This is a genomic window from Microbulbifer hydrolyticus, assembly GCF_009931115.1.
Lineage (GTDB): Bacteria > Pseudomonadota > Gammaproteobacteria > Pseudomonadales > Cellvibrionaceae > Microbulbifer > Microbulbifer hydrolyticus.
In genome coordinates this window covers 2,134,236-2,156,305 of the sequence record NZ_CP047491.1, presented here as the reverse complement: position 1 = coordinate 2,156,305, position 22,070 = coordinate 2,134,236, and the positions used below count along the sequence as shown (strand labels likewise).

Below are 22,070 nucleotides of genomic sequence, written 5' to 3'. Positions count from 1 at the left end.
AACGGGATGCTCGCCTTCCTCATCAGAACGTCCATCCAGAACAGGCTGCTTGTCCTGGCGGTCGTTGCACTATTGTGTGCCATCGGCATCTGGAATTTTACCCGGCTGCCAATTGACGCGGTGCCCGACATCACCAACATCCAGGTGGTGATCAATACCGAAGCACCGGGTTACACCCCGTTGGAAGTAGAGCAGCGCGTGACCTACCCCGTAGAGAGTGCCATGGCCGGTTTGCCAAAACTTGCCTATACGCGTTCACTTTCGCGTTACGGCCTTTCTCAGGTGACGGTCATTTTCGCAGACGACACCGACATTTTCTTTGCCCGGCAACTTATTAACGAACGGCTCGCGGCTGCACGAAGCAACTTGCCACCCGGCCTCGAGCCAGAACTGGGGCCCATTTCCACCGGGCTCGGCGAAATATTCATGTTCACGGTGGATGCCGAACCGGGGGCCCGTAACAAGGACGGCACCCCGATTACCACCACGGACCTGCGCACGGTGCATGACTGGATTATCCGTCCGCAGTTATTGCGCGTACCGGGCGTAGTCGAAGTCAACCCCATCGGAGGGTACAAACGGGAAATACTGGTCGCGGTGGATCCGGAAAACCTGCTGGCGTTCGGACTTACCCAAGACGATCTGATCCGCGCTGTACGTGACAATAATCAAAACCGCGGCGTTGGCTTTATTGAACACAAAGGCGCGCAGTGGATGATGCGCGTACCCGGTCAGGCAGAAGATATTGAGGCGATCAAAGATTTTCTGGTGACCGAGATCGACGGTGTGCCGGTACGTTTGGGCGACGTGGCCAGAGTCGGGGAGGGCACAGAGCTGCGAACCGGGGCCGCAACCCAGAACGGCCGGGAAGTCGTGATGAGTACCGTATTCATGCTCATCGGTGAAAACAGTCGTACCGTAGCACATGCGGTGGGAGAAAAACTGGAATCGATCAAGGCGAGCCTGCCAGCGGGCATTACTGTGACGGCAGTTTATGATCGAACCGGCCTGGTCGACAAAACTCTGAATACGGTTCGCACCAATTTGCTGGAAGGTGCAGCGCTTGTCATTGTGATTCTCTTCCTGCTGCTGGGGAATATCCGCGCTGCACTGATCACAGCGCTGGTGATCCCGATTGCAATGTTGATGACCGTCACCGGGATGGTCGAAGCCGGGGTCAGCGCCAACCTGATGAGCCTGGGTGCGCTGGATTTTGGTTTGCTGGTGGATGGGGCCATCATCATCGTGGAAAACTGCCTGCGACGACTGGGGCAGGCTTCAGAAGGTGGGACCGTGCCCTCACTCAAGCAGCGCCTGGAGGTTGTGTTCCAGTCCACCCGCGAGGTGATCCGGCCGGCGATGTTTGGTGTGTTTATCATTACCGCTGTGTATCTGCCGATTTTCGCGCTCTCTGGCGTAGAAGGAAAAATGTTTCATCCTATGGCAACCACGGTGGTCATGGCGCTGCTTTCGGCCATGCTGTTGTCGGTTACCTTCGTCCCTGCCTGCGTTGCACTGCTATTCCGAAAACCGGTTGTGGAGAAGAGACACCCGGTACTGCATGCCCTTCGCCAGGTCTACCGGCCAGTACTCGAGTTTGCGATTCGCCAGCGAATAATGGTGGTTATCGGAGCAGGGGGCCTGGTACTGATTATTGGCTATGCGGCAACGCGGCTCGGTAGTGAATTTGTCCCAAACCTGGATGAAGGGGATATTGCAATGCATGCATTGCGGATACCCGGAACCTCTCTTGAGCAGGCAATCGCACTGCAGGAGTCGCTCGAGTCCCGAATCAAAACGCTTCCGGAAGTCGAGCGGGTGTTCGCAAAACTTGGAACTGCAGAAGTCGCTACCGACGCGGTGCCTCCCAGCGTAGCGGATAATTTCATTATCATGAAACCCCGCGAACAGTGGCCGGACCCCGACAAAACAAAATCCCAACTGGTGGAGGAACTGGCTGCACTTGTAGAGCCAATCCCCGGCAATCGCTATGAATTCCTGCAGCCGATACAGATGCGTTTCAACGAATTGCTTGCAGGCGTGCGCTCAGAGCTTGCAATCAAGGTGTTCGGTGACGATTTTGAACAGTTAATGGCGTTGGGTAACGCGATCCAGTCTGCAATCAGCAATGTGGAAGGTATTGCGGATATTCAGCTGGAGCAGACTACCGGCCTGCCCATGCTGACGATCTTGCCTGATCGATCTGCACTCACCCAATACGGCATGGATATTGGCAATGTTCAACAGCAGCTCGCTACAGCGTTGCAGGGATCAGTAGCGGGCCAGTTTTACGATGGCGATCGCCGCGTGGATATTGTTGTACGCCTGCCTGAACCGGTGCGTAAAGATCTCGCTGAAATAGCCAAACTACCGCTGCACCGTAATGAAGGTAGCTATGTCCCACTCGAAGAAGTTGCCGAACTGAAGCTCGTTAACGGAATCAATCAGATATATAGGGAAAACAGCAAACGGCGTGTTGTAGTGACTGCCAATGTGCGGGGCAGGGACCTTGGTAGTTTTGTGGCTGACGTCCAGCAGGCCATATCCAGTAACGTGAAAATGCCTTCGGGTTATTGGCTTGAATATGGTGGAACCTACCAGTCCCTGCAGTCGGCCTCCCAGCGTTTATCGGTGGTCGTGCCGCTTACGCTGGTGCTCATTCTGGGCCTGTTGTTGCTTGCACTCGGTTCCTTCCGGGATGCCATGGTGATCTTTAGCGGCGTGCCGCTGGCACTGACCGGAGGCATTCTTGCTCTGATGCTGCGCGATATCCCGTTCTCGATTTCTGCCGCAGTGGGGTTTATTGCGCTTTCAGGTATTGCCATCCTGAATGGCCTGGTCATGGTTGCCTTCATCCGCGACCTGCGATGGCACGGTTACGGCCTTGATAAAGCAATCATTGAAGGCGCGGTGATTCGGCTGCGGCCGGTGATAACGACAGCACTTGTTGCATCGCTCGGGTTTGTGCCGATGGCACTCAATACGGGCATAGGGTCCGAGGTGCAACGCCCGCTGGCAACCGTGGTCATCGGTGGCATTATCTCGTCGACGCTATTGACCCTGCTTGTATTGCCCGCACTGTACCGCTTACTTCACCATAGTGACGTCAGCGATACAGCCGCGGCCTCCGCAGAGAAAAATCCCGCCTAGTGATTTACTGCATACGCGGGTTGAATGCTCGCGAGTTCCAGGTAAAAGGACATGTATTTGTGCAGTGCGGCAGTGGCGGCAAAGTCCCGCAGCATCAGGTTGCCGAACTCGGGATGCGCCGCAATCAGTTCAACCATACCCAGATGATGGTCATTTGCGCGCTGGCTGGTGAGAGCGTCCTCAGCGACGGCGGCGAGATGGTCCGCCAACGCCGAATCTGCGCCGGCAGTAACGAGAGACTCCGTCAATGAGCGCCTGAATTCCTCGGGTTGACGCGGTGCCACAGACAGGCGCTCGATGGCCTGATAAATCTTTTGTCCAATACTCATAGTTTCCCCCCCATGAAAGAGGCGCGAATGCTAATTGAGCGCGGGACGATACAAAAGGATCTCCGGCGCCGATAACACGAAGCGAGCGACAGTTTTTCACGCTGGCACCAGGTTCCACCATAGTTGCCGCCGAAATCACCTTATGCAGAGCCTTGCAGGGCACACAGGCTTAGAGGGGACGGATACGTAAGCATCTGTTCTGAGGGCTTCTCTATATGCGATTTAACATAATCTATATTATGCGAAGTTATGGGTGTGTCGAGGTCAGGGTGGACATCCTGCCGTTACTGCACCCAGCAAGCGCGCGCCTGCACAAATACGCTGGATTCTTCGCGTAATTGCGCCTGTCTGGTTGGCCCACTGCAAGTAGACACCACTATTATTGAAAGAGATTGCAGAAACTACCGGTTGCGCGTGCAAATCAGCGAAAGGAGCGAGATGTCTATGTCCAGTGATCAACCCAACAAGGCGCTGTCGAGGGCCGTGACGGAGAAATTGCGTAATGGCCAGGTGGTTACGATTCGGCCCATGGAACCGGGTGACATTGAGCTCGAGCGTGTTTTCATAACCAATCTTTCGCCAGAATCGCGTCACCAGCGTTTTCTTGGGGGCGTGGGCGCTCCGAGCCAAAAGTTGCTGGAGCAACTCACCGATGTCGATCACAACAAGCGAGAGGCATTTATTGCCTTGATCGAAGGCGAAGATCCTGCGAAGGAAATAGGCGTATCCCGGTATGCACTTGAATCCAGCGGAAAGGCTGCCGAATGTGCCGTTGTCATCGCTGACGAGTGGCAGATGCAAGGCTTGGGCACCCTACTCCTTGACCGGCTGATTGAATCCGCCCGCGCACGCGGTATCGAACACCTTTACTCGATTGACTCTGCGTCGAACAACAGATTGAGTGAAGTAGCGCGACATATGGGCTGGGAGCGCCGTAGTGACCCGCAAGATAGTACCCAGGTAATTTATACGTTAGATCTCACGGCAACATAGCCCATCCGCGTGGCATTGCCTCGGTTCTCGCCGCCACCTTGCTCATGCGTTGGGGCCTAACTACAATTTTTGTTTGCAATTTTTATTGCCGTTTTCTAACGGATACCCGGGAAGCACACCATGAGAATCGGCATTAATGGACTTGGTCGAATTGGCCGGCAGGTCCTCCGTATCGCGCTGGAATCCCATCACGGCGGACTGGAAGTGGTGCACGTAAACGACCTGATCAGCGCTGAGGATCTGGCTTACCTCCTGCAGTTTGATACCACCTACCACACCCGGAATCTGAGCGTGCACGGGGAAGATGGCACCCTGATGATTGATGGCCAGGCGATTCCGGTAAGTGCGGAAAGTGATCCATCAAAGCTGCCGTGGGGTGAAAAAGGTGTGGATGTTGTGTTCGAATCTACCGGACATTTCCGCACCAGAGCCGGAGCGGCAAAGCACCTCGCGGCCGGCGCCAAAAAGGTACTGATTTCCGCGCCGGGCAAAAGCATGCTCGACGGCCATTTTGTTGTCGGCGTCAACGACCATCGCTACGACCGGCATCGCCACAATATTATTTCCACCGCAAGTTGCACCACCAACTGTCTGGCGCCTGTGGCGAAGGTGCTGGATGACGAATTTGGTATCGAGCATGGAATGATCAATACAATCCATGCGTATACGTCCTCACAGAACCTTCTCGATGGTCACAACAGCAAACGACGGCGCGGTCGCGCGGCGGCGGAAAATCTGGTGCCCACTACAACCGGGGCCGCGACCACCATCGGTCTGATCCTGCCCGGGCTGGCTGGGAAAATGCATGGCTGCGCCGTGCGCGCACCGATTAAATGTGGCTCGTTGCTTGACCTCACCTGTACCCTGAAAAAAGGAACCAACGTGGACGAAGTCAACAATGCTTTCCGGCACTGGGCGGATGATTCGCTAAAAGATATTTTGGCTGTCGACGACCGCGAACTGGTGTCGAGCGACATTGTAGGCAAGCCGTACAGCGCCATTGTCACCACCAAGGATACTTATATGGTAGGTGACCGGTTTCTGAAGGTTCTGGCATGGTATGACAACGAGTGGGCGTTCTCACAACGCTGCATCGATATGATCACCAGGATGTTATAGCCGCGGAACAGGTCGAAATTACGACCTGCTGACCCCGTGTTTCTGGTGGAGAAACCAACCGCATGAGCATCGTTACCGTTACCCTCAACCCTTGTATCGACAAGACGGTATCCGTTGAACAGATCCTTCCCGACTGCAAGCTCTCCTGCACCAATATTCGCGACTATCCTGGGGGCGGTGGCATTAATGTTGCCCGGGTGATCAGCCGACTGGATGTTCCTGTTCGTGCCTACTGGACCTGCGGTGGCGAAAATGGGCGGCGCCTGCAGCAGTTCCTCGACGATGAACAGGTCCCGCACGAGCCGATCCCGATCGCGGAATCCGTGCGGGAAAACCTGATTGTACTAGAAGATAAGAGTGGCAACCTGTTCCGGTTTGGGATGCCGGGCCCCCTGCTCCGTGACAGCGAGCAGCAGCTCTGGCTAACGCAGGTTTCTCAAGTGCCCGCCTCTGTGGATTATCTTGTGTTCAGCGGCAGCCTGCCCGCGGGAACATCCCCCGAGTGGTACGGGGATCTGCTGCGCGCGGTACCGGATGGCATTCGCGTTATTGTGGATACCAAACAGGAGGCATTACGGCACGCGCTTGAGGTGGGCGTGTACCTGATCAAGCCCAATGTGCGTGAGATGGAAGAACTGGTGGGCCGTAACCTGTCCGATCATGCCGCATTAGAACAGGCGGCGATGGAAATCATCGACCGTGGCGGTGCGGAAGTCGTGATCCTGTCCCTCGGTCGCGGAGGTGTGCTGCTCGCTACCGCTGATGGTTTCGAGCAGATATCAGCGCCGCCAGTCCATTTGCGCAGCAAGGTAGGTGCCGGCGATGCCGTGGTCGGTGGGCTTGTTGCGGCACTTTCATGGGGCAAGCCGCTGTCACAAGCGACGCGATTTGGCGTGGCCACCGGTGCGGCGGCTGTGATGACCGCGGGTACCGAGCTTTGCCGCAAGGAAGATGCAGAGCAGCTCTTTAAAAATATGTGAACTTCTTTGACCTGCCATTCCGCACGGATGGCGTTGCGACAGCGAACTGCATCCCCCCTACTTTCATTTTCTAGCTTGTTTCCAGCTTGTTGAATATCCACATTACCTTGTGGTGACCGCCGTCTCCGTTAAGTGAAATTCGCGCACCGTCCACGGGCTTTCCGTCCACTAGCAGTTCCGCGATTTCCCGCGGACAACCACCGCAATTGCGAACCTCGATATCGTAGCGACTGCCCTTAAAGGCCAGAGACAGGCGGAAGTAATCCCAGCTTTGCGGCAGGCATGGTTGTATTTCCAGGCTGTTACCATCAAGGATTCGCACTCCCAGCAGTGCCTCCAGTGCACCGCGGTACAGCCAGCCGGAGGCGCCGGAATACCAGGTCCAGCCCCCGCGCCCCACATGGGGCGGCACACCGTAGACATCCCCCGCCAGCACATAGGGCTCGGTACGATAGCGCTGCACCCCTTCGGGGGTGTCGGTGTGGGTAATGGGATTGATCAGGCTGAACAGGTGGTGGCCGCGGTCACAGTGCTGAAGTCCCGCCGCCGCCCACACCGACCAGGTAGCGGCGTGGGTATACTGGCCGCCATTTTCTCGAATGCCCGGTGGATAGCCCTTGATATAACCCGGGTCCTTCTTGGTTTTGTCAAAGGCCGGTTTCAGCAGAAGTATTTGTCGCGCATCTTCCTGAACCAGGTGCTCGTAAGCGGATTCCATCGCCTGTCGCGCGCGATCGGTGGGTGCCTTCTGGGAGAGCACGGACCAGGCCTGTGCAATCAGGTCAATCTTGCATTCATCGCTCTCGCTCGACCCCACTGGCGTTCCGTCATCATAATAAGCGCGACGGTACCAGGCTCCATCCCAACCGCTCTCTTCGACCTGTTTGCGGAAGTTTTCTCCCAGCGCGCGATAATAGTCTGCGAGTCCGGCGTCGCCGATATATTCACACAGCGGCGACATATCCCGGCAGACCCGAAGCAGGAACCAGCCCATCCAGACGCTCTCGCCGCGACCGGTGGTGCTGATACGACTGAAGCCATCGTTCCAGTCCCCGTTGCCAATTACTGGCAGGCCGTGCGGGCCAACAGCACTCGCCCTTTCAATCGCGCGACAGCAATGCTCGTAAAGTGAGCCGGACTCTTCACTGGTATCGAATTCGGCATAGCGTTCATGTTCATCTTTCTGTAACGGGGCACCGCACAGATACGACACCGGCTCATGCAGGATCTCGTAGTCGCCGGTGGTGCGAATATACTGCGCGGTGACAAACGGCAGCCACAATAGGTCGTCAGAGCAACGGGTGCGCACACCGCGCGATGGGTTTTCATGCCACCAGTGCAGGACGTCACCATCCTGGAACTGGCGCGAGGCGGCGCGCAGGATATGCTCACGGGTCCAGTCCGGGTGGGTCCACAACAGTGCCTGTACGTCCTGAAGCTGGTCCCGGAAACCGAATGCACCACTGGATTGGTAGAAGCCGCTGCGGCCCCAAAGACGGCAGGCCAGGGTCTGGTATGGCAACCAGCGGTTCACCATCAGCTCAGTGGCCTTATCCGGTACTTCCACCTGTACACGGCCAAGGTATTCTTCCCAGAAATCCTCGAACCCTACCCGCGCGGATTCGGCCCGCTCCGGCTGCCGGAATTCCCGTGCGAGCGCCAGTGCCTGTTCGGTATCCTCGCCCTCCCCCATCACGAAATAGACCTGCTTGGTTTCCCCCGCCGCGAGATCAATATGCACTTGATAGGCAGCACAGGGGTCACCGCCGCACTGGACCCGCCCCGACAGACCGATTCGGAACAGCGCTTCCGGGTCCTCAAGGCTCAGTGCGTTGCCGAGAAATTCATGGCGGTCCGTGGTCAGACCGTGTGGTGGCAGGCTCGCGGTAAGAAATGCGACGCCGGGTTTGGCATCGGGGACAAAGGCATTGCGGGCCAGCAGCGCACAAGTATCCGTATCGAACTCACTCACCAGGTAGGGCCAACTCGCCGCCCTGACCAGTCCCTGGACCCATTCCACGTAATAGGTCGCGGTCAGGCGTCGCGGTCTGTCCCAGCAATTGGTTAACGTCAGGCGACCAAACTTCACCGGTTCCTCGCGATCCGTATAGAATCGCCAGAACTGCTCGAGCCCATGACTGTTGTGCCGGAATTCACTGTAACCGGCTCCATGGCGAACCTGATAGACGGCGTCCGCTGGCCGCGGGGCCGGGGTCGGGGTCCAGACTTCCGCGGTTTCCTCATCCCTAAGATAGAGGACTTCGCCGCTAGGGTCCCTGACCGGATCATTGTTCCAGGCAGTCAAACGGTGCTCGCCGCTGTTGCCGCTCCAGGTGCAGCAGGAGCCCCCTTCCGATACCAGACAACCGAAATTCGGGTTGGCAATCACATTAACCCATGGCGCCGGTGGGCGCTGGCCGGGTTCCAGATGCAGCACATACTCGCGTCCATCTGCGGAAAAGCCACCGAGCCCGTTGTCAAACAGCAGGTCATCGGGTCGCTCAAGCTCGGGCGTGGACTGCGTCGTATTATCGCCATGGGGCACCGGCACAAATGGCGGTAGTGGCTCAAGCTGCGACCGCAGTGTGGCAATGCCATTTTTCAATTGCTGTGCCACCGATCCCGCAGACGAATTCAGAATCACCCGCGCGGCAGCCAACAGGCGCGCTCGCTCATCCCCGGGCAACTCCTGTCCGGGCACCATGACCACCGAGCCGGACAGCTTGCGCAAAGTACGTCCTCGTATATCCGTGATCATCTCGTTCAGGCGGTCGCGGGTTTGTTGTTCGTAGCCAGCCGATTCCTCATCAATGATTACCAGATCGACGGCCACCCCGCGTCCGCACCAATAGGTATGTGCCTGCAATATTGCCTGGGCAAAATCGATTTCATGATCGCTGCAGATGTGCACCAACAGGATGGGGTTGTCACCCGAAATCCCCCGGCTCCACAGACCAGGCTGGATATGCCGACTGTTAGCCAGAACGCGGGAAGGTGCTCGCAGGCTGCCGATGGGTGCGAGTACAAAAGAGAGGAGATCCATCATCCAGCGCATCGCACCGGCGGCAATATGGAGGTTGTGCAGCTCCTGTTCGGATTGCATGCGCGCAAGGTCAAAGACCCAGCGGGCCTTGGGTCGGGAGCGGTAGCCGCGCAGTGATGTCAGGAGTTCCTGGCGTGATTTGCTCACGCCGGTGAGGTATACCACTTCGATTTCGGATTGTGGCGGAATCGTCACTTCCTGAGCCGCGGCAATGACCGGGTCGAGCACCGGGCCGGTCGTACCGCTGAAGCCCGCAAGACCTGCGGCCATTGCGCGCGGCCGCACCGGCGTGCCGCCGCGCCCAAGAAACCGGGTGCGATCCGTCTCCCAGCCAAGACGGTGGCGCACGCCGGGCTGCACCAGTACGCACTCCGCCATGTAAATCGGCTTTTCGTTGCTGCCGCGCGGACGGCGCCGGTAGATCATCACCTGCTCTTCGGGGAGGTACTGGCTTTCCACAAAGAGCTTGGCGAAGGCCGGGTGTCGCAGGTCATCGCGCTCAGGCGCCAGCACCACTTCGGCGAAATCCGACAGCAGCAGCCGGCGCTCGCGGTCGCTCTCGTTCTTGATCACCAGTCGTCGTGCTTCGATATCGTGCTGTGAGCTGACTGCTATGTGCAGGCGACAAAACAATTCGGACTCGCGGCACTGAAACTCGACACTCTGGGGAGAGAAGTTGGCGGTGCGACGACTAGCCTCGCCACCACAGGGCGACAGTCCCACGGAAAACAGCAGGTCACTGTCGAGGTCGCGCACGTAACAGAATCGGCCCCACTGATGATGCGTCGGGTCTGGCTGCCAACGTGTCAGCGCGATATTGTCCCAGTAGCTACCGCCACCGCCATCTGCGGCGAGGATCAGTGAGTAGTGGCCATTGGAAAGCAGGTTGTACTGTGGATACGGGTGTGAGGGTGTCGCGTTCCAGGTATCCAGCACCACTTCGGTCTCGAAAGACCGCATGACCCCGGGAAGCTTCCACGGCTTGAGCGCAGGCGGCGCGGCGGGCAGGCGTTCATGTAACAGTGGTGTCAGACCGGCGATACGCACATCGGAATGGAACCGTTGCAGCATCACATCACTGTGCAGGAAATTGTTGATCGCCATCAGGATCATGCCCTGATGGTGGCTCATATATGAACGCACCGTGCGCGCCCGTCTCGGTGCCGGCTTGGCGGTGCGGCCGAAATCGATGGCCTCGTGCAGTCCGAACTGGCCATAGCCACCGTGGCTACGCAACCGGCGCAGGTTTTCCATTACCCTGTCTGCGCAGAACGGCAGCGCCATCATCGACGCGTAAGGTGCAATTACCAGCCGCTCCCCGAGGTCCCGGCGGAAGCCGATACCGGGCACGCCAAAGGCGCGATACTGATAGTGCATTTGGCTGTCCAGCTCATAAAAACCGGATTCAGCAATGCCCCAGGGTACGCCAAATCGCTTCGCAAAATCCTGATGGACTTCAATTGCACTGCGACAGGCTTGCCCCATCAGGCTGTGGTCCGGGGTTTCCATCAGCAGTCGCGGCATCAGGTATTCAAACAGGGTGGCGCTCCAGGACATCAACACAACGCGCCGGCGGATACGCCGGAAGGGACGCTCCAGATGTCGCCAGTGCCGCGCGGGGACATCGCCTTTCGCCACTGCAATGAAACCGGTCAGGCGCGACTCCGATGCGAGTAGATCGTAGTAATTGGCATCAAGTCTTGCGTCGGTGACGTTATAGCCGATATGGAAAAGGTGTCGCTGGTTGTCGTACAAGAAGGCAAAATCCATTTCCCGCACCCAATCCCGGGCGCGCTCCGCGAGTCGGTGGATGTCTTCCCTGTAGGTGCCGGCATTATCTTGCGCGACCACGAGCGCAGTACGGAGCTTGTCAGTCCAGGCTTGAGCACTTTGTTGTTGCTCGTTACTGACCGTAGCCAGCACCTGGCTCAATGTATTCAACTGGCTCGCAGCGCGCTCACTGGTATACGCCAGCGTTTTCAGTGTGACTGGCGCATCGAGGATTTCGGCGAGTTCCCGGAAGCTTTCCGCGGCCTGACTGCCCTGCTCCCGGCACGCGACGGGTGGGGCTTGCATTAACCGCTGCCAGGGTTCCAGGTTTTCCTGATAGCGTCTCGCCGCCACCGAATGCTGGTGCAATTCATCCAGCCAGTGTCGCAGTCGCCCGAGAGATTCCGCGCTAAAGCTTTCATCGCGCTCGATCAGCGTCAACACCTGTTCATGCAGTGCCGGTACATCGCGCTCGTAGATATCATCGATCGTCTGCCACCAGTATTCCTGCTCCGCCCTGACTTCGAGCCTTTTGCGCAGTTCGGTGATCTGCTTGGTGATTTCACGCACTTCTGGTGACACGGTATCCGGGTTGGCGGGCTGCAGCGTTTCCACCACCACGCCCAACGTATCCGCAATCCCCATTACCAGTTGACGGCCGCTCAACGGAATGGAGTCCAGGTTTTCCAGACCACTGGCCAGGGTCAGCAGGCTGCCCGCCAGGTTTCCGCTGTCGACGGTCGATACATAGCGTGGGTTCAGCGGGTGGAGTTCCCGTGTTTCATACCAGTTGAGAAAATGACCGCGGTAGCGTTCGAGCCCACGCATCCGGTCAAACGTGTTGTTGAGCCGGGCGAGAAGCTGGGCCAGGTCGAGATAGCCAAAATCATAGGCACTGAGAATCGACAACAACCCCAGACCAATATTGGTGGGCGAAGTGCGACGTGCCAGTACGGCTACAGGCTCTTCCTGGTAATTATCCGGTGGCAACCAGTGGTCATCGGGCCCCATGAAATGCTCGAAAAAATACCAGGTACGTCGTGCGAGCAGGCGCAAGTCACGCTTGTCGTCATCACCGAGTTCCTGGGTTTCAACCCGGTGTGGCTGATTGATGCGGCGTATCAGTCGTGGCAGAAATAGCCAGGCGATGAGAAATGGCGCCGCCGGCAGCAGACTGGTCGGTTGCGCGAGAATAAGCCCTGCGGTAATTAACAGCGCCAGCACCGGCGAAACCCACAACTCACGCCAGCAGCGACCGGTAACGGAAGTGGCGCTGAATGAACGATTGACCTGGGCCGCCGCGGTCCATTGCAGCAAGTGACGACGGGAAATAGCCATCCGGTAAAGCGTTCGCACAATCGCATCCAGGGCGTTGATCGAAACGACCGGCAGTACTGCCAGGGACATCAGCCAGAACAGGGTGCGCTGGTGCAATATTGCCGGACCGCTGCGGAGACGTAGATGGGCCCGTGTAGGACAGGACACGCATTGCCACAACAGCGAAAGCAGCTCCAGCCACACGGGGGCAGCGGATAGCAACAACAGGCCAAGGGTCCAACTCCAGGCGCTGCCCCCCAGCAAGCCAAACCAGGCGAAGACGAACAGTGCCAACAGTGCAGGCGCTTCCAGGCTACGACGCAGATTGTCGATAATTTTCCAGCGCTGAATCACCGGCAGAGGGTTGGGGAGCTTTTCCCCCCCCTCCACCCTCACCCTTCTGCGTAACCACGGCAGTAGCTGCCAGTCTCCACGGATCCAGCGATGGGAACGTCGCAACAGCGTAAAGATATTCGGCGGGTACTGTTCGTAGAAAACGGCATCCGAGATCAGAGCTGCACCGCCGACGGCGCCCTCCAGCAGGTCATGGCTGAGAATGGCATTCTCCGGCAGACGCCCGGCAAGAGTCTGGGAAAAAACTTTCGGGTCATAGATCCCCTTACCGGCGAAAATGCCCTCGCCAAACAGGTCCTGGTACGCGTCGGAGACCGCGTGGGTATACAGGTCGACGGTGCGATCACCGGAAAAGATCTCGCTGAACGTCGTCTCTTCCGTGCCTGACGGATCAATTTCGAGGCGCGGCTGCAGAAAACCGTGCCCGTCAATCACTCGACGGCCTTCGCTGTCGATCACCAGGCGGTTCAGGGGATGTGCCATGGTCGCCACCAGTCGTGCTGCGGTGGCCGGGGGCATTTGGCTGTCCGCATCCAGTGTGATGACAAAATGGATTTTCTGCAGCAGATCCCGGTTACCAAAACAGGTGGTGAAGCTGTGGTCGTCGTGCCCCCTGAGCAGGCGGTTGAACTCGAGCAACTTACCGCGCTTGCGCTCCCATCCCATCCAGCAAGTTTCCGCGCTATTCCAGTGGCGCTCCCGGTGCAACAAAAGAAACGGGGACCGCCCCTCACTGTCGTTATAACGGTGATTCAGCGCCTCAACGGACTCGCGCAAGGCCTGCAGTAGCGCCTCGTCGCCCGATGTAGTCTGTGCCCCCGCATCGCTAAAGTCACTAAGGATCACATACACCAGGTTGCGGTCGTCATTGTTGAGGAAATTCATTTCCAGACACTGGAAAATACGCTCGATGTCATCGATATCCGCGACCAGCACAGGCATGACAACAGCGGATCGATACTCTTCCGGTATCCCGCGGCTGAAATCCATTTTTGGCAGTTTGCTCGGAGACAAACTGTGGGTAATCAGTCCATTCACCAGTGCCAGTGCAATGCCTACTATCGGCACTGTGGCAACTGCGCACACTAGTAACGTCGTCGCGATGCCGGTGCCGCTGAGCAGTAGGTAGGTTGCCAGCACCAACAGTGCGGGCACGGAGAAAAAGGCCAGCGTGGTAAAGTAGACGCTGGATGGCCTGTCCAGTAGCATCTGGTGCAGGCGCTGACGGGTGTCCGGAGTAAACGCAACGGCCTCCTCAAGCTCCGGTCGACCGTCACCAATCAGGTAATAGCCGATATGCCGCTGCCGGCTATCCTCTGTTTCCCGATCACTGAGTTCCACCACACACTGTGCAACGCGATGTTCCGCACTGTCGCTGCCGCGAGAAAGCTGTTCGATTACGCCCCGGTAGCGGTCACGCGTGGCGAAGTCCATCCGCATATACGCGGCCGCGGGATCTGTTTCCAGAATACGCTCGACCCGGCTCAGGGATTCGACAAAATTCCGCCAGTCGAACGTCCGCAACTCCCGTAGGCTGATGATGGCGCTGGCAATGCCAACGCTCTCCGCGTCTTCGCCGCGCGCGATCCTTTTCAGTACCTCCTCTGAGGATCCCGCCAACTTCTGTAGCAGGCTCAGGCGTAGTACGGCCGGCAGAGCCCACAGCTCACCGGTGGTTAGTATGGTTTCCTGCTGATAGTGGTCTATCAGGTCGTGCACGGACTCCAGGTCAAGCGGTTGCCTAAGGCCAGAAACCAGCATCGCGGACAGAGACCACACACGTAAACTGGTACTGCCGTCTTCATCGCTTACTTTGGGCAGTTGTTTCAGGTATTTCCGCGGCAGCGATTCACGCACCAGTTCCAGGGCTTCCTGCACCACATGGCGGTTGTCCAGCAGCCACTCTTCGCTACGGGTGCCTTTTTTACCTGCTTCAACCCGTATGGCCAGGTCCCGGTAAATGGCTCGAAAATCCTTATCGAGGTGACGCAAAAAGGTACTGAGGCGAACATCGTGGTGCTCTTCAAGCACGTGTCGGTGACGCTTCGCGAGCACCGCCATTTCTTCAGTGCGATTCCGCGCATCTTCTTCGTCCGGGTTTTGTGCCTGATTGCTCCCCGAGGGCGTCACTGATGAATTTCGGCGCGAAAAGAATTTGCGAGCGCGGCCGGGTCGCTCGGTATTTCCACGTCGCAGTTTCATTGATGGGCTGAGCTGTCGTTGGAGAGTGTCGGATGACGGATTTCGCAAATATTGGATCCCAATCGTAAGCCCTGTAGTTGGGCTTCTGGCAGATCCTGGAATACCAGTACCGGCAGGTTACTCTGGCACATGACCGTATGACAGAGTGTCCCGGTTACCTGCTGGGCACCGCTCTGCCAGTCGTGGGCACTCATGGCGATCAGATCCACCTGCTCCTTGGCCGCGGTTGCGTAGATGCGCTCCGCAACATTCTGGGCCACCAGAAGCTTCGGCGTCACCTTGATGCCGTTGCGCAGTTGCCGTGCAACTTCGTCGAGATAAGCCTCTGCGGCACGGCGGTTACATTCGACAAATTTCTCTCGGGTCGCATGCTCTTCCTGGGTAATCGGCATACGACGCGGCATCTCCGGTATGGCGATCACCTGCAACAGGATAATTTCGACCTTCTGTCCACGCATCATAGAGGCCACCTGGCAAGCTACCCACTCAGAACGCGGTGACCCATCCATGGACACGAGAATCCTCCGGTAGGCGGTTTCCTCCTCATCTGGTGGCGCCCCCGCGGGTCGGACCACCATAAACGAGCGCCCGGATCCACTGAACACCTGTTGCGCTGTACTACCGAAATCAAAGCGACTGATACCGCCCTTTCCATAGGCTGTGATCACAATCAGATCGATGTTTTTCTCTTCACAATATTCGACGATCTGCTCTGCGGGCCGCCCTTCTACAATACTTAGCGTCACGCGGATATTCTGTCCCGTAATCTGCTCTGAGAGATTCTTTAGATAGCTGCGCAATTCGGCCCTGCGCAATCGCCATTCGACCGGATCAGTGCAGTGTTCATCGGAATGCGAGGGAGACTTCTGTACGTGCAGCAGGTGAATGTCGGCCCCACTACTACGTGCCAGGGTGATGGCGTGGGTAACGGCCTCCTCGGCAAGCGTGGAGCTGTCCAGTGGCAACAATATATGCTTGAAAGGCATGGCGGATCCCCCGAAAGATCGGCGTAAGAGCGTATGAAACAGTTTGTTTACAGACATTCAAAAGCGTCAGCGATGTTATCGGAGACCCTGGGGCTCAATTGTGCTGACGTCTAATACGCGAATGGAGAAAAACAGAGCGCGCATTCAGCTTAGCGCGGCTATGGTCAGAATGGTAAAAATTGACGGCAACTGACGTTGAAAACAGGGACAAAATCAGGCGGTGGATTCCACATGGCAGAATATCGTTACATTCGCTGGTTCAAGGACACAGGGCTCGAACATATTGCAGACGTTGGCGGCAAGAGCGCGTCACTTGGAGAAATGTATCGCACGCTATCACCTCGGGGAATCCTTGTTCCCAATGGCTTTACTATCACCGCCGCAGCCTATCGAGCCGTGCTCGACAGCGCCAATGCCTGGAAACCCTTACGGGAGCTACTGGACGGCCTGCAGAATGCAGACAATGATCGGCAGGATGTGATTGCTGAACATGCGCGTGAGATTGTGTACGGCGCCGGTCTGCCCAAGGTTGTCGCACAGGAAATTACCGGCGCCTATGAAAGTCTTTGTGCAGAATACGGGGATACACTGCGGGTAGCCGTACGCAGTTCCGCTACTGCTGAGGATTTACCCGACGCCAGCTTCGCCGGGCAGCATGACAGTTTTCTGAATATAGGTGACATTGATGGCTTGCTCGAAGCCTGTCGGCGCTGTTTTGCGTCCCTATTCACCGCCCGCGCAATTAGTTATCGCGAGCGCAATGGATACGATCACTTCAAGGTCTCCCTTGCCATCGCGGTGATGAAAATGGCGCGCACCGACCAAGCGTCCAGTGGCGTGATGTTTTCCCTCGATACGGACAGTGGTTTCCGCGATGTGGTGTTCATTACCTCCGTATATGGTCTGGGCGAGAATATCGTCCAGGGCACGGTGGACCCGGATGAATTCTACGTGCACAAACCCACCTACGAACAGGGATACCGGTGTGTCCTGCGGCGGCAGATCGGCGCCAAACAGCAGACCATGGTGTGCGACGAGGATCTTAACAGTCAGGACGTGCACAACATCGACACGCCGGAGGCCCTGCGGGACCAGTTCAGCCTCAGCGACGATGAAGTGCTGACCCTCGCGCATTACGCCATTACTGCCGAAAAACACTACAGTGCGCTCCGTGGATCGCCCTGTCCCATGGATCTGGAGTGGGGCAAGGACGCGGATGATGGCCGGCTTTATCTGTTGCAGGCACGCCCGGAAACCGTTGCCTCACAGAAGTCCCGTAACCAGTTAAAGCACTACCGGTTCCCTCATAAGCCGGACAAGCATACTCAACTGGCCAGCGGTCGGGCCATTGGCACCGGTATTGGCACGGGCAAGGTGCGCCGGGTCACCGATGCCAGTCAACTGTCGGCGTTCAAGGACGGCGAGATACTGCTCGCCAGAAGTACCAGCCCCGACTGGGGCCCGGCCATGCGCCGGGCCGCCGGCCTGGTGACCGAACGCGGCGGCCGTACCTGTCATGCGGCAATCGTGGCGCGGGAATTTGGCATTCCCGCCGTGGTCGGTATTGGCAGCGAACACCAGCTGCAGGACGGCGAAACCGTTACCCTCAGTTGTGCCGAAGGGGACGTGGGACAGGTTTATCGCGGTGAAATTCCGTTCGAAGTGAACACCGTGGCACTGGATCAGTTGCCAGCCACAAAGACCAAAATGATGATCAATCTTGCCAGCCCCGAGCAGGCATTCCGCCTGAGTGCCCTGCCCTGTGACGGCGTCGGTCTGGCGCGGATGGAGTTTATCGTCAACGAACATATCAAGGCACATCCGATGGCGCTGGCATGCCCGGAAAAGATCGGGGACGAGAACGATCGTGCGGCAATTCAAGCGCTCACCGCACACTACGACAGCGGATCAGACTATTTCATCCAGAAACTGTCAGAAGGGATTGGCACTATCGCCGCGGCCTTTTATCCCAGGCCGGTGATCGTGCGTACCTCGGATTTCAAGACCAACGAATATGCCCGCCTGATTGGCGGCAGCACCTTTGAACCCCATGAAGAAAATCCCATGCTTGGTTTTCGCGGCGCGGCGCGCTATGCGCACGAAGCCTACGCTCAGGGATTTGCGCTGGAGTGCGCTGCGCTAAAGCGTGCACGGGACGTCATGGGGCTGACGAACATCAAGGTCATGATACCGTTCTGTCGCCGTATTCCCGAAGGCGAGCAGGTACTGCGGGCAATGGCGGATCACGGACTGACACACGGTAATCAGCAGCTGCAGGTGTATGTGATGTGTGAAATCCCCAACAACGTGGTGCAGATCGATGCCTTCAGTCAGCTGTTCGACGGTATTTCCATTGGCTCCAATGACCTGACCCAGCTGGTACTCGGCGTTGACCGGGATTCGGATATCGTTGCCTTCGACTTTGATGAACGGGACCCGGGCGTGCTGGAAATGATTCGGCTGGCGATCGAGGGCGCGCAGCGCAATGGTATTCCCGCGGGAATATGCGGTGAGGCGCCATCCAATTATCCCGAGGTGGCCGAGTATCTGGTGAAGCTTGGTATCGATTCCATCAGTCTGAGCCCGGACGCCCTTTTACGCACCATACAAAGGGTGGCAGCTATCGAGCAGCAGGCAGATAGTTAGCCACAGCGCGTGTTGTTAACGCGCGTAGACATTCGTCAGAGGGAATTACCATGCGTCCATCCAACTGGTATTCAAAGCTTGCCAAGTCAGCGGCCCACTTCTGTGGCCGACCAAAGATCTTTGCCGCAGCCGTCGGCATTATCGTTTTTTGGGCACTATCCGGGCCCATTTTTGGTTTTAGTAATACGTGGCAACTGATTATCAACACCATCACCACCACAGTCACATTCCTGATGGTGTTCTTGATCCAGAACACACAAAACCGGGATACGGAAGCAATTCAGGTCAAACTCGATGAACTGATCCGGGCAACCAGAGGTGCGCACAACGCCCTGCTTGACCTTGAAGAACTCGACGAGCAAACCTTGCAGGAATTTCTACGCAGGTATGAACACCTCGCGACCGTGGCACGCGAAGAACTCGCGCATGGCGAATCAGATACCGGTACTCCGGAGGCTTGAAAACTGGTTGCTGACGATTTCGCGAATGAACTAGCGCCACCCGCGTGTCCAACAGAGCAACAGCTCCATGGCCAGTAACTGCAACAGTGCAATCGACAGCAGCGCACTCCACTGCATGGCGCTCACGGGAGAGACACCGAGTACTTCCTGCATCAGCGGTGAATACAGACACAGGATATGAAGCCCCTGAGCAAACAGGGTGCCCAACAGCAGGACCGGGTTCGAAAAAAATGGCTGACGGAAAATGGAGCGGGTCTCGGAACGGCTGTTGAATACTTGCACGTTTTCGAACAGCACCATCAGCAGCAGTACACTGTTGCGCGCCGCATCTACTTCCCAGCCATGCTGTAACAGCCAGTAAAAGCAGGTAAACGCGAGGCCGCCCATCACCATTCCGGAAACCAGTACCCGCCGTAGCATCACCGGATTGAACAGAGATTCTTTGGGGGGGCGTGGCGGTTTGCGCATTTCGTCGCCCTCGCCCGGCTCCAGTGCCAGCCCCATACTCTGTACACTGTTGGTCACCAGGTTGAGCCACAACAGCTGGACTGGCGTCAGGGGTAGCGGCAGGCCAAAGGCGGTGGTGAGTACGAACAGCATCACCTCGGCGGCGCCGGTGGAGATCAGGAAGAAAATCACCTTGCGTATGTTCTGGTAGGCAATCCGCCCCTCCTCGACACCCGCCACCACCGATGCGAAGTTGTCATCGGTGAGCAGAAGGTCGGCCGACTCCTTGGCCACCTCGGTCCCCTGCTCGCCCATCGCTACGCCTACATGAGCGCGACTGAGTGCCGGCGCATCGTTGACGCCGTCACCGGTCACCGCCACGAATTGCCCCTGGCGCTGCAGTGATTGCACGATGGAGAGCTTTTGCTCTGGGGACACCCGCGCATAAACGCGGGTGTCCGCGGTCAGCGCATCCAGTGCTTCAGGACCCCTGGCTTCCGCCTGGGCCAGGTGGGTGCCGGTCACAGGGTTATCGTCACGGTCGGCAAGCCGCAATTCCTGCGCGATTCGGAGCGCTGTGCGCGGGTGATCCCCGGTGAGCATACACACGCGAATACCTGCCGCCCGGCACTCGGCAACGGCGTCCGCAGCACCGGCACGCAGCGGGTCAAACATCGCCACCAGTCCCAGCATGCAGAGCCCGCGAAGGTTTTCTGCCGTGAAGTGTTCGGGGGCACTGCCCTCGCCATCGGCGAACGCCAGCACGCGCGCGCCCTGTTCGGCAAGACGGCTCATTGCCGACAGTACTTGCGCAGCATCCAGCGACGTATCCCCGTCGGCAGTCGCCATGCGATCGCACATGGGCAACAGTTTTTCCAGTGCGCCCTTGACGCAGACAAGTGATCCCGCGCCCTGAGGCTTGCCATGCAGCGTGGCGGCGAAGCCCAGTGCGGGCTCATAGTGAACTTCGGCCATTAGCGGCCATTGCCCGGAAAGCGTGTGACGCTGTAACCCGACTTTATGGGCCATCACCAGCAGCGCCTGATCCACTGCATCCCCACTACTGTGCCACTCACCATTCTCCAGCGGACGCAATTCCGCTTCATTGCACAGGGCGGCTACGCGGGCAAGTCGGATCACCAGCGAGTTGTTGTGTCTCGGCGCGTTGGCTGCTGATGGCAGTTTGCCGCCGTCAATGGTGACGCTGCGCTCATCACAGAAAACCATTTCCCGCGCGGTGAGGTGGTTTTCTGTCAGGGTGCCGGTCTTGTCAGTGGCAATGACGGTACAGGAACCCAGGCTCTCTACCGCCACCAGTTTGCGTACAATCACGTGCCGCTTGACCATGCGCCGCGTGCCGATGGACAGCACCAGCGTCAGGGCCATCGGCAGGCCCTCGGGAATCGCGGACACTGCGAGCGCCACAGCCGTCATGAAAATCACCAGCGGTTCCGTATCCCGTGCAAGCTCGATGGCTGCCAGCAGCACCACCGCAAACAGCAGCGCGATCATCAGCTTTTTGCTGAAGCGCTCGATCCGCTGGAACAGCGGCGGCCTGGCGGACTGTGCTGATTCCATGGTCAGGCTCAGCTTGCCCATTTCCGTGTGCATACCGGTGGTCGTCACCAGTCCGCGGCCACGCCCGGCGGTAACCAGCGTTCCAGCAAAACAGGTATTGACCTGTTCCGCGACCGGTGTATCGACTTCACACAACCGATCACTGTTTTTGAAAACGGGCAGAGATTCTCCGGTGAGAACCGACTCGTCCACCTCCAGCCCTACAGAATTCAGCAGGCGAAGGTCGGCAGGCACCCGATCACCGGAGGTGAGTAGCACCAGGTCACCGGGAACCAGCTCGTGCGCGGGAATTTCGGAGATTTTTTCGTCGCGCAGCACTCGTGCGTGGCTGACCATCAGCTTTCGCAGTGCCTGTGCACTGCGCTGTGCCTGATGCTCCTGTAGGGCGCCGATCAGTGCATTGAGTAGTAGGATCAATCCGATAAACGTGGCATCGGCGGGATTGCCGACAACCGCGGACACCACCATCGCGGCCAGCAGTACATAGATCAGAGGGCTAATAAATTGCCGCAAAAACAGGTGCGGAAACCCGGGCATGCGTGGTGAAGGCAGCGCATTGGGGCCATAACGGGAAAGGCGTTGCCCGGCGTCGGCGCTGTCCAGTCCCGCGTCATTGCCGGTGAGCAGCGCGGAGACTTCCGGTATGGAAAGACTGCACCACCGGCGGGCTTGATCGGTGTCGTTCATTGCGGTTC

Annotated in this window: 10 protein-coding genes; 6 read left to right on the top strand and 4 right to left on the bottom strand. The window is 57.9% G+C overall.

The annotated features are described in order from the left end of the window. The first annotated feature begins 6 nt into the window (after positions 1-6). Positions 7-3,150 carry an efflux RND transporter permease subunit gene (locus tag GTQ55_RS09060; protein ID WP_161858445.1) on the top strand — a complete coding sequence of 1,048 codons (3,144 nt, stop codon included), beginning with the start codon at positions 7-9 and terminating at the stop codon, positions 3,148-3,150. Here the strand turns inward: GTQ55_RS09060 and GTQ55_RS09055 are convergent. Further along, the gene (locus tag GTQ55_RS09055; protein WP_161858444.1) at positions 3,147-3,479 is read right to left on the bottom strand and encodes a hypothetical protein; all 333 of its coding nucleotides are present in this window, start codon (positions 3,477-3,479) and stop codon (positions 3,147-3,149) included. The two genes, GTQ55_RS09060 and GTQ55_RS09055, sit on opposite strands and share 4 nt — an antisense overlap. 444 nt (positions 3,480-3,923) lie before the next feature. Here GTQ55_RS09055 and GTQ55_RS09050 point away from each other — a divergent pair, with 444 nt between their 5' ends. The 3 genes from GTQ55_RS09050 to GTQ55_RS09040 all read left to right on the top strand — a co-directional run bounded on the left by GTQ55_RS09050 (position 3,924) and on the right by GTQ55_RS09040 (position 6,571). Continuing rightward, the gene (locus GTQ55_RS09050) at positions 3,924-4,472 is read left to right on the top strand and encodes a GNAT family N-acetyltransferase (protein ID WP_161858443.1); all 549 of its coding nucleotides are present in this window, start codon (positions 3,924-3,926) and stop codon (positions 4,470-4,472) included. Between the two features lie 120 nt (positions 4,473-4,592). After that, a complete protein-coding gene (gene gap, locus GTQ55_RS09045) occupies positions 4,593-5,591 on the top strand; it encodes a type I glyceraldehyde-3-phosphate dehydrogenase (RefSeq protein ID WP_161858442.1) in 999 nt (332 codons plus the stop codon). Positions 5,592-5,653: 62 nt separating this feature from the next. Further along, on the top strand, positions 5,654-6,571 hold the full coding sequence (locus GTQ55_RS09040; RefSeq protein WP_161858441.1) for a 1-phosphofructokinase family hexose kinase: 918 nt from the start codon (positions 5,654-5,656) through the stop codon (positions 6,569-6,571). Positions 6,572-6,641: 70 nt separating this feature from the next. Here GTQ55_RS09040 and GTQ55_RS09035 read toward each other — a convergent pair whose 3' ends face one another. Together GTQ55_RS09035 and GTQ55_RS09030 are read right to left on the bottom strand one after the other, a co-directional pair. Continuing rightward, positions 6,642-15,257 carry a GH36-type glycosyl hydrolase domain-containing protein gene (locus GTQ55_RS09035; protein ID WP_237567623.1) on the bottom strand — a complete coding sequence of 2,872 codons (8,616 nt, stop codon included), beginning with the start codon at positions 15,255-15,257 and terminating at the stop codon, positions 6,642-6,644. Next, positions 15,254-16,243, bottom strand: a complete 990-nt coding sequence (locus GTQ55_RS09030; RefSeq protein ID WP_161858439.1) for a universal stress protein — start codon at positions 16,241-16,243, stop codon at positions 15,254-15,256. Before GTQ55_RS09030 ends, GTQ55_RS09035 begins: the two co-directional genes overlap by 4 nt. A gap of 231 nt (positions 16,244-16,474) precedes the next feature. Between GTQ55_RS09030 and ppsA the strand changes: the two genes are divergently transcribed. Together ppsA and GTQ55_RS09020 are read left to right on the top strand one after the other, a co-directional pair. Continuing rightward, complete coding sequence (gene ppsA / locus GTQ55_RS09025; protein ID WP_161858438.1) at positions 16,475-18,889, top strand: phosphoenolpyruvate synthase; 2,415 nt, start codon at positions 16,475-16,477, stop codon at positions 18,887-18,889. 50 nt (positions 18,890-18,939) lie between these two features. Continuing rightward, positions 18,940-19,350, top strand: coding sequence for a low affinity iron permease family protein (locus tag GTQ55_RS09020; protein ID WP_161858437.1), 411 nt, complete (start codon positions 18,940-18,942; stop codon positions 19,348-19,350). A gap of 30 nt (positions 19,351-19,380) precedes the next feature. On the opposite strand, the gene GTQ55_RS09015 is transcribed toward GTQ55_RS09020, so the two are convergent. Next, positions 19,381-22,062 carry a cation-translocating P-type ATPase gene (locus tag GTQ55_RS09015; protein WP_161858436.1) on the bottom strand — a complete coding sequence of 894 codons (2,682 nt, stop codon included), beginning with the start codon at positions 22,060-22,062 and terminating at the stop codon, positions 19,381-19,383. Positions 22,063-22,070 lie beyond the last annotated feature (8 nt).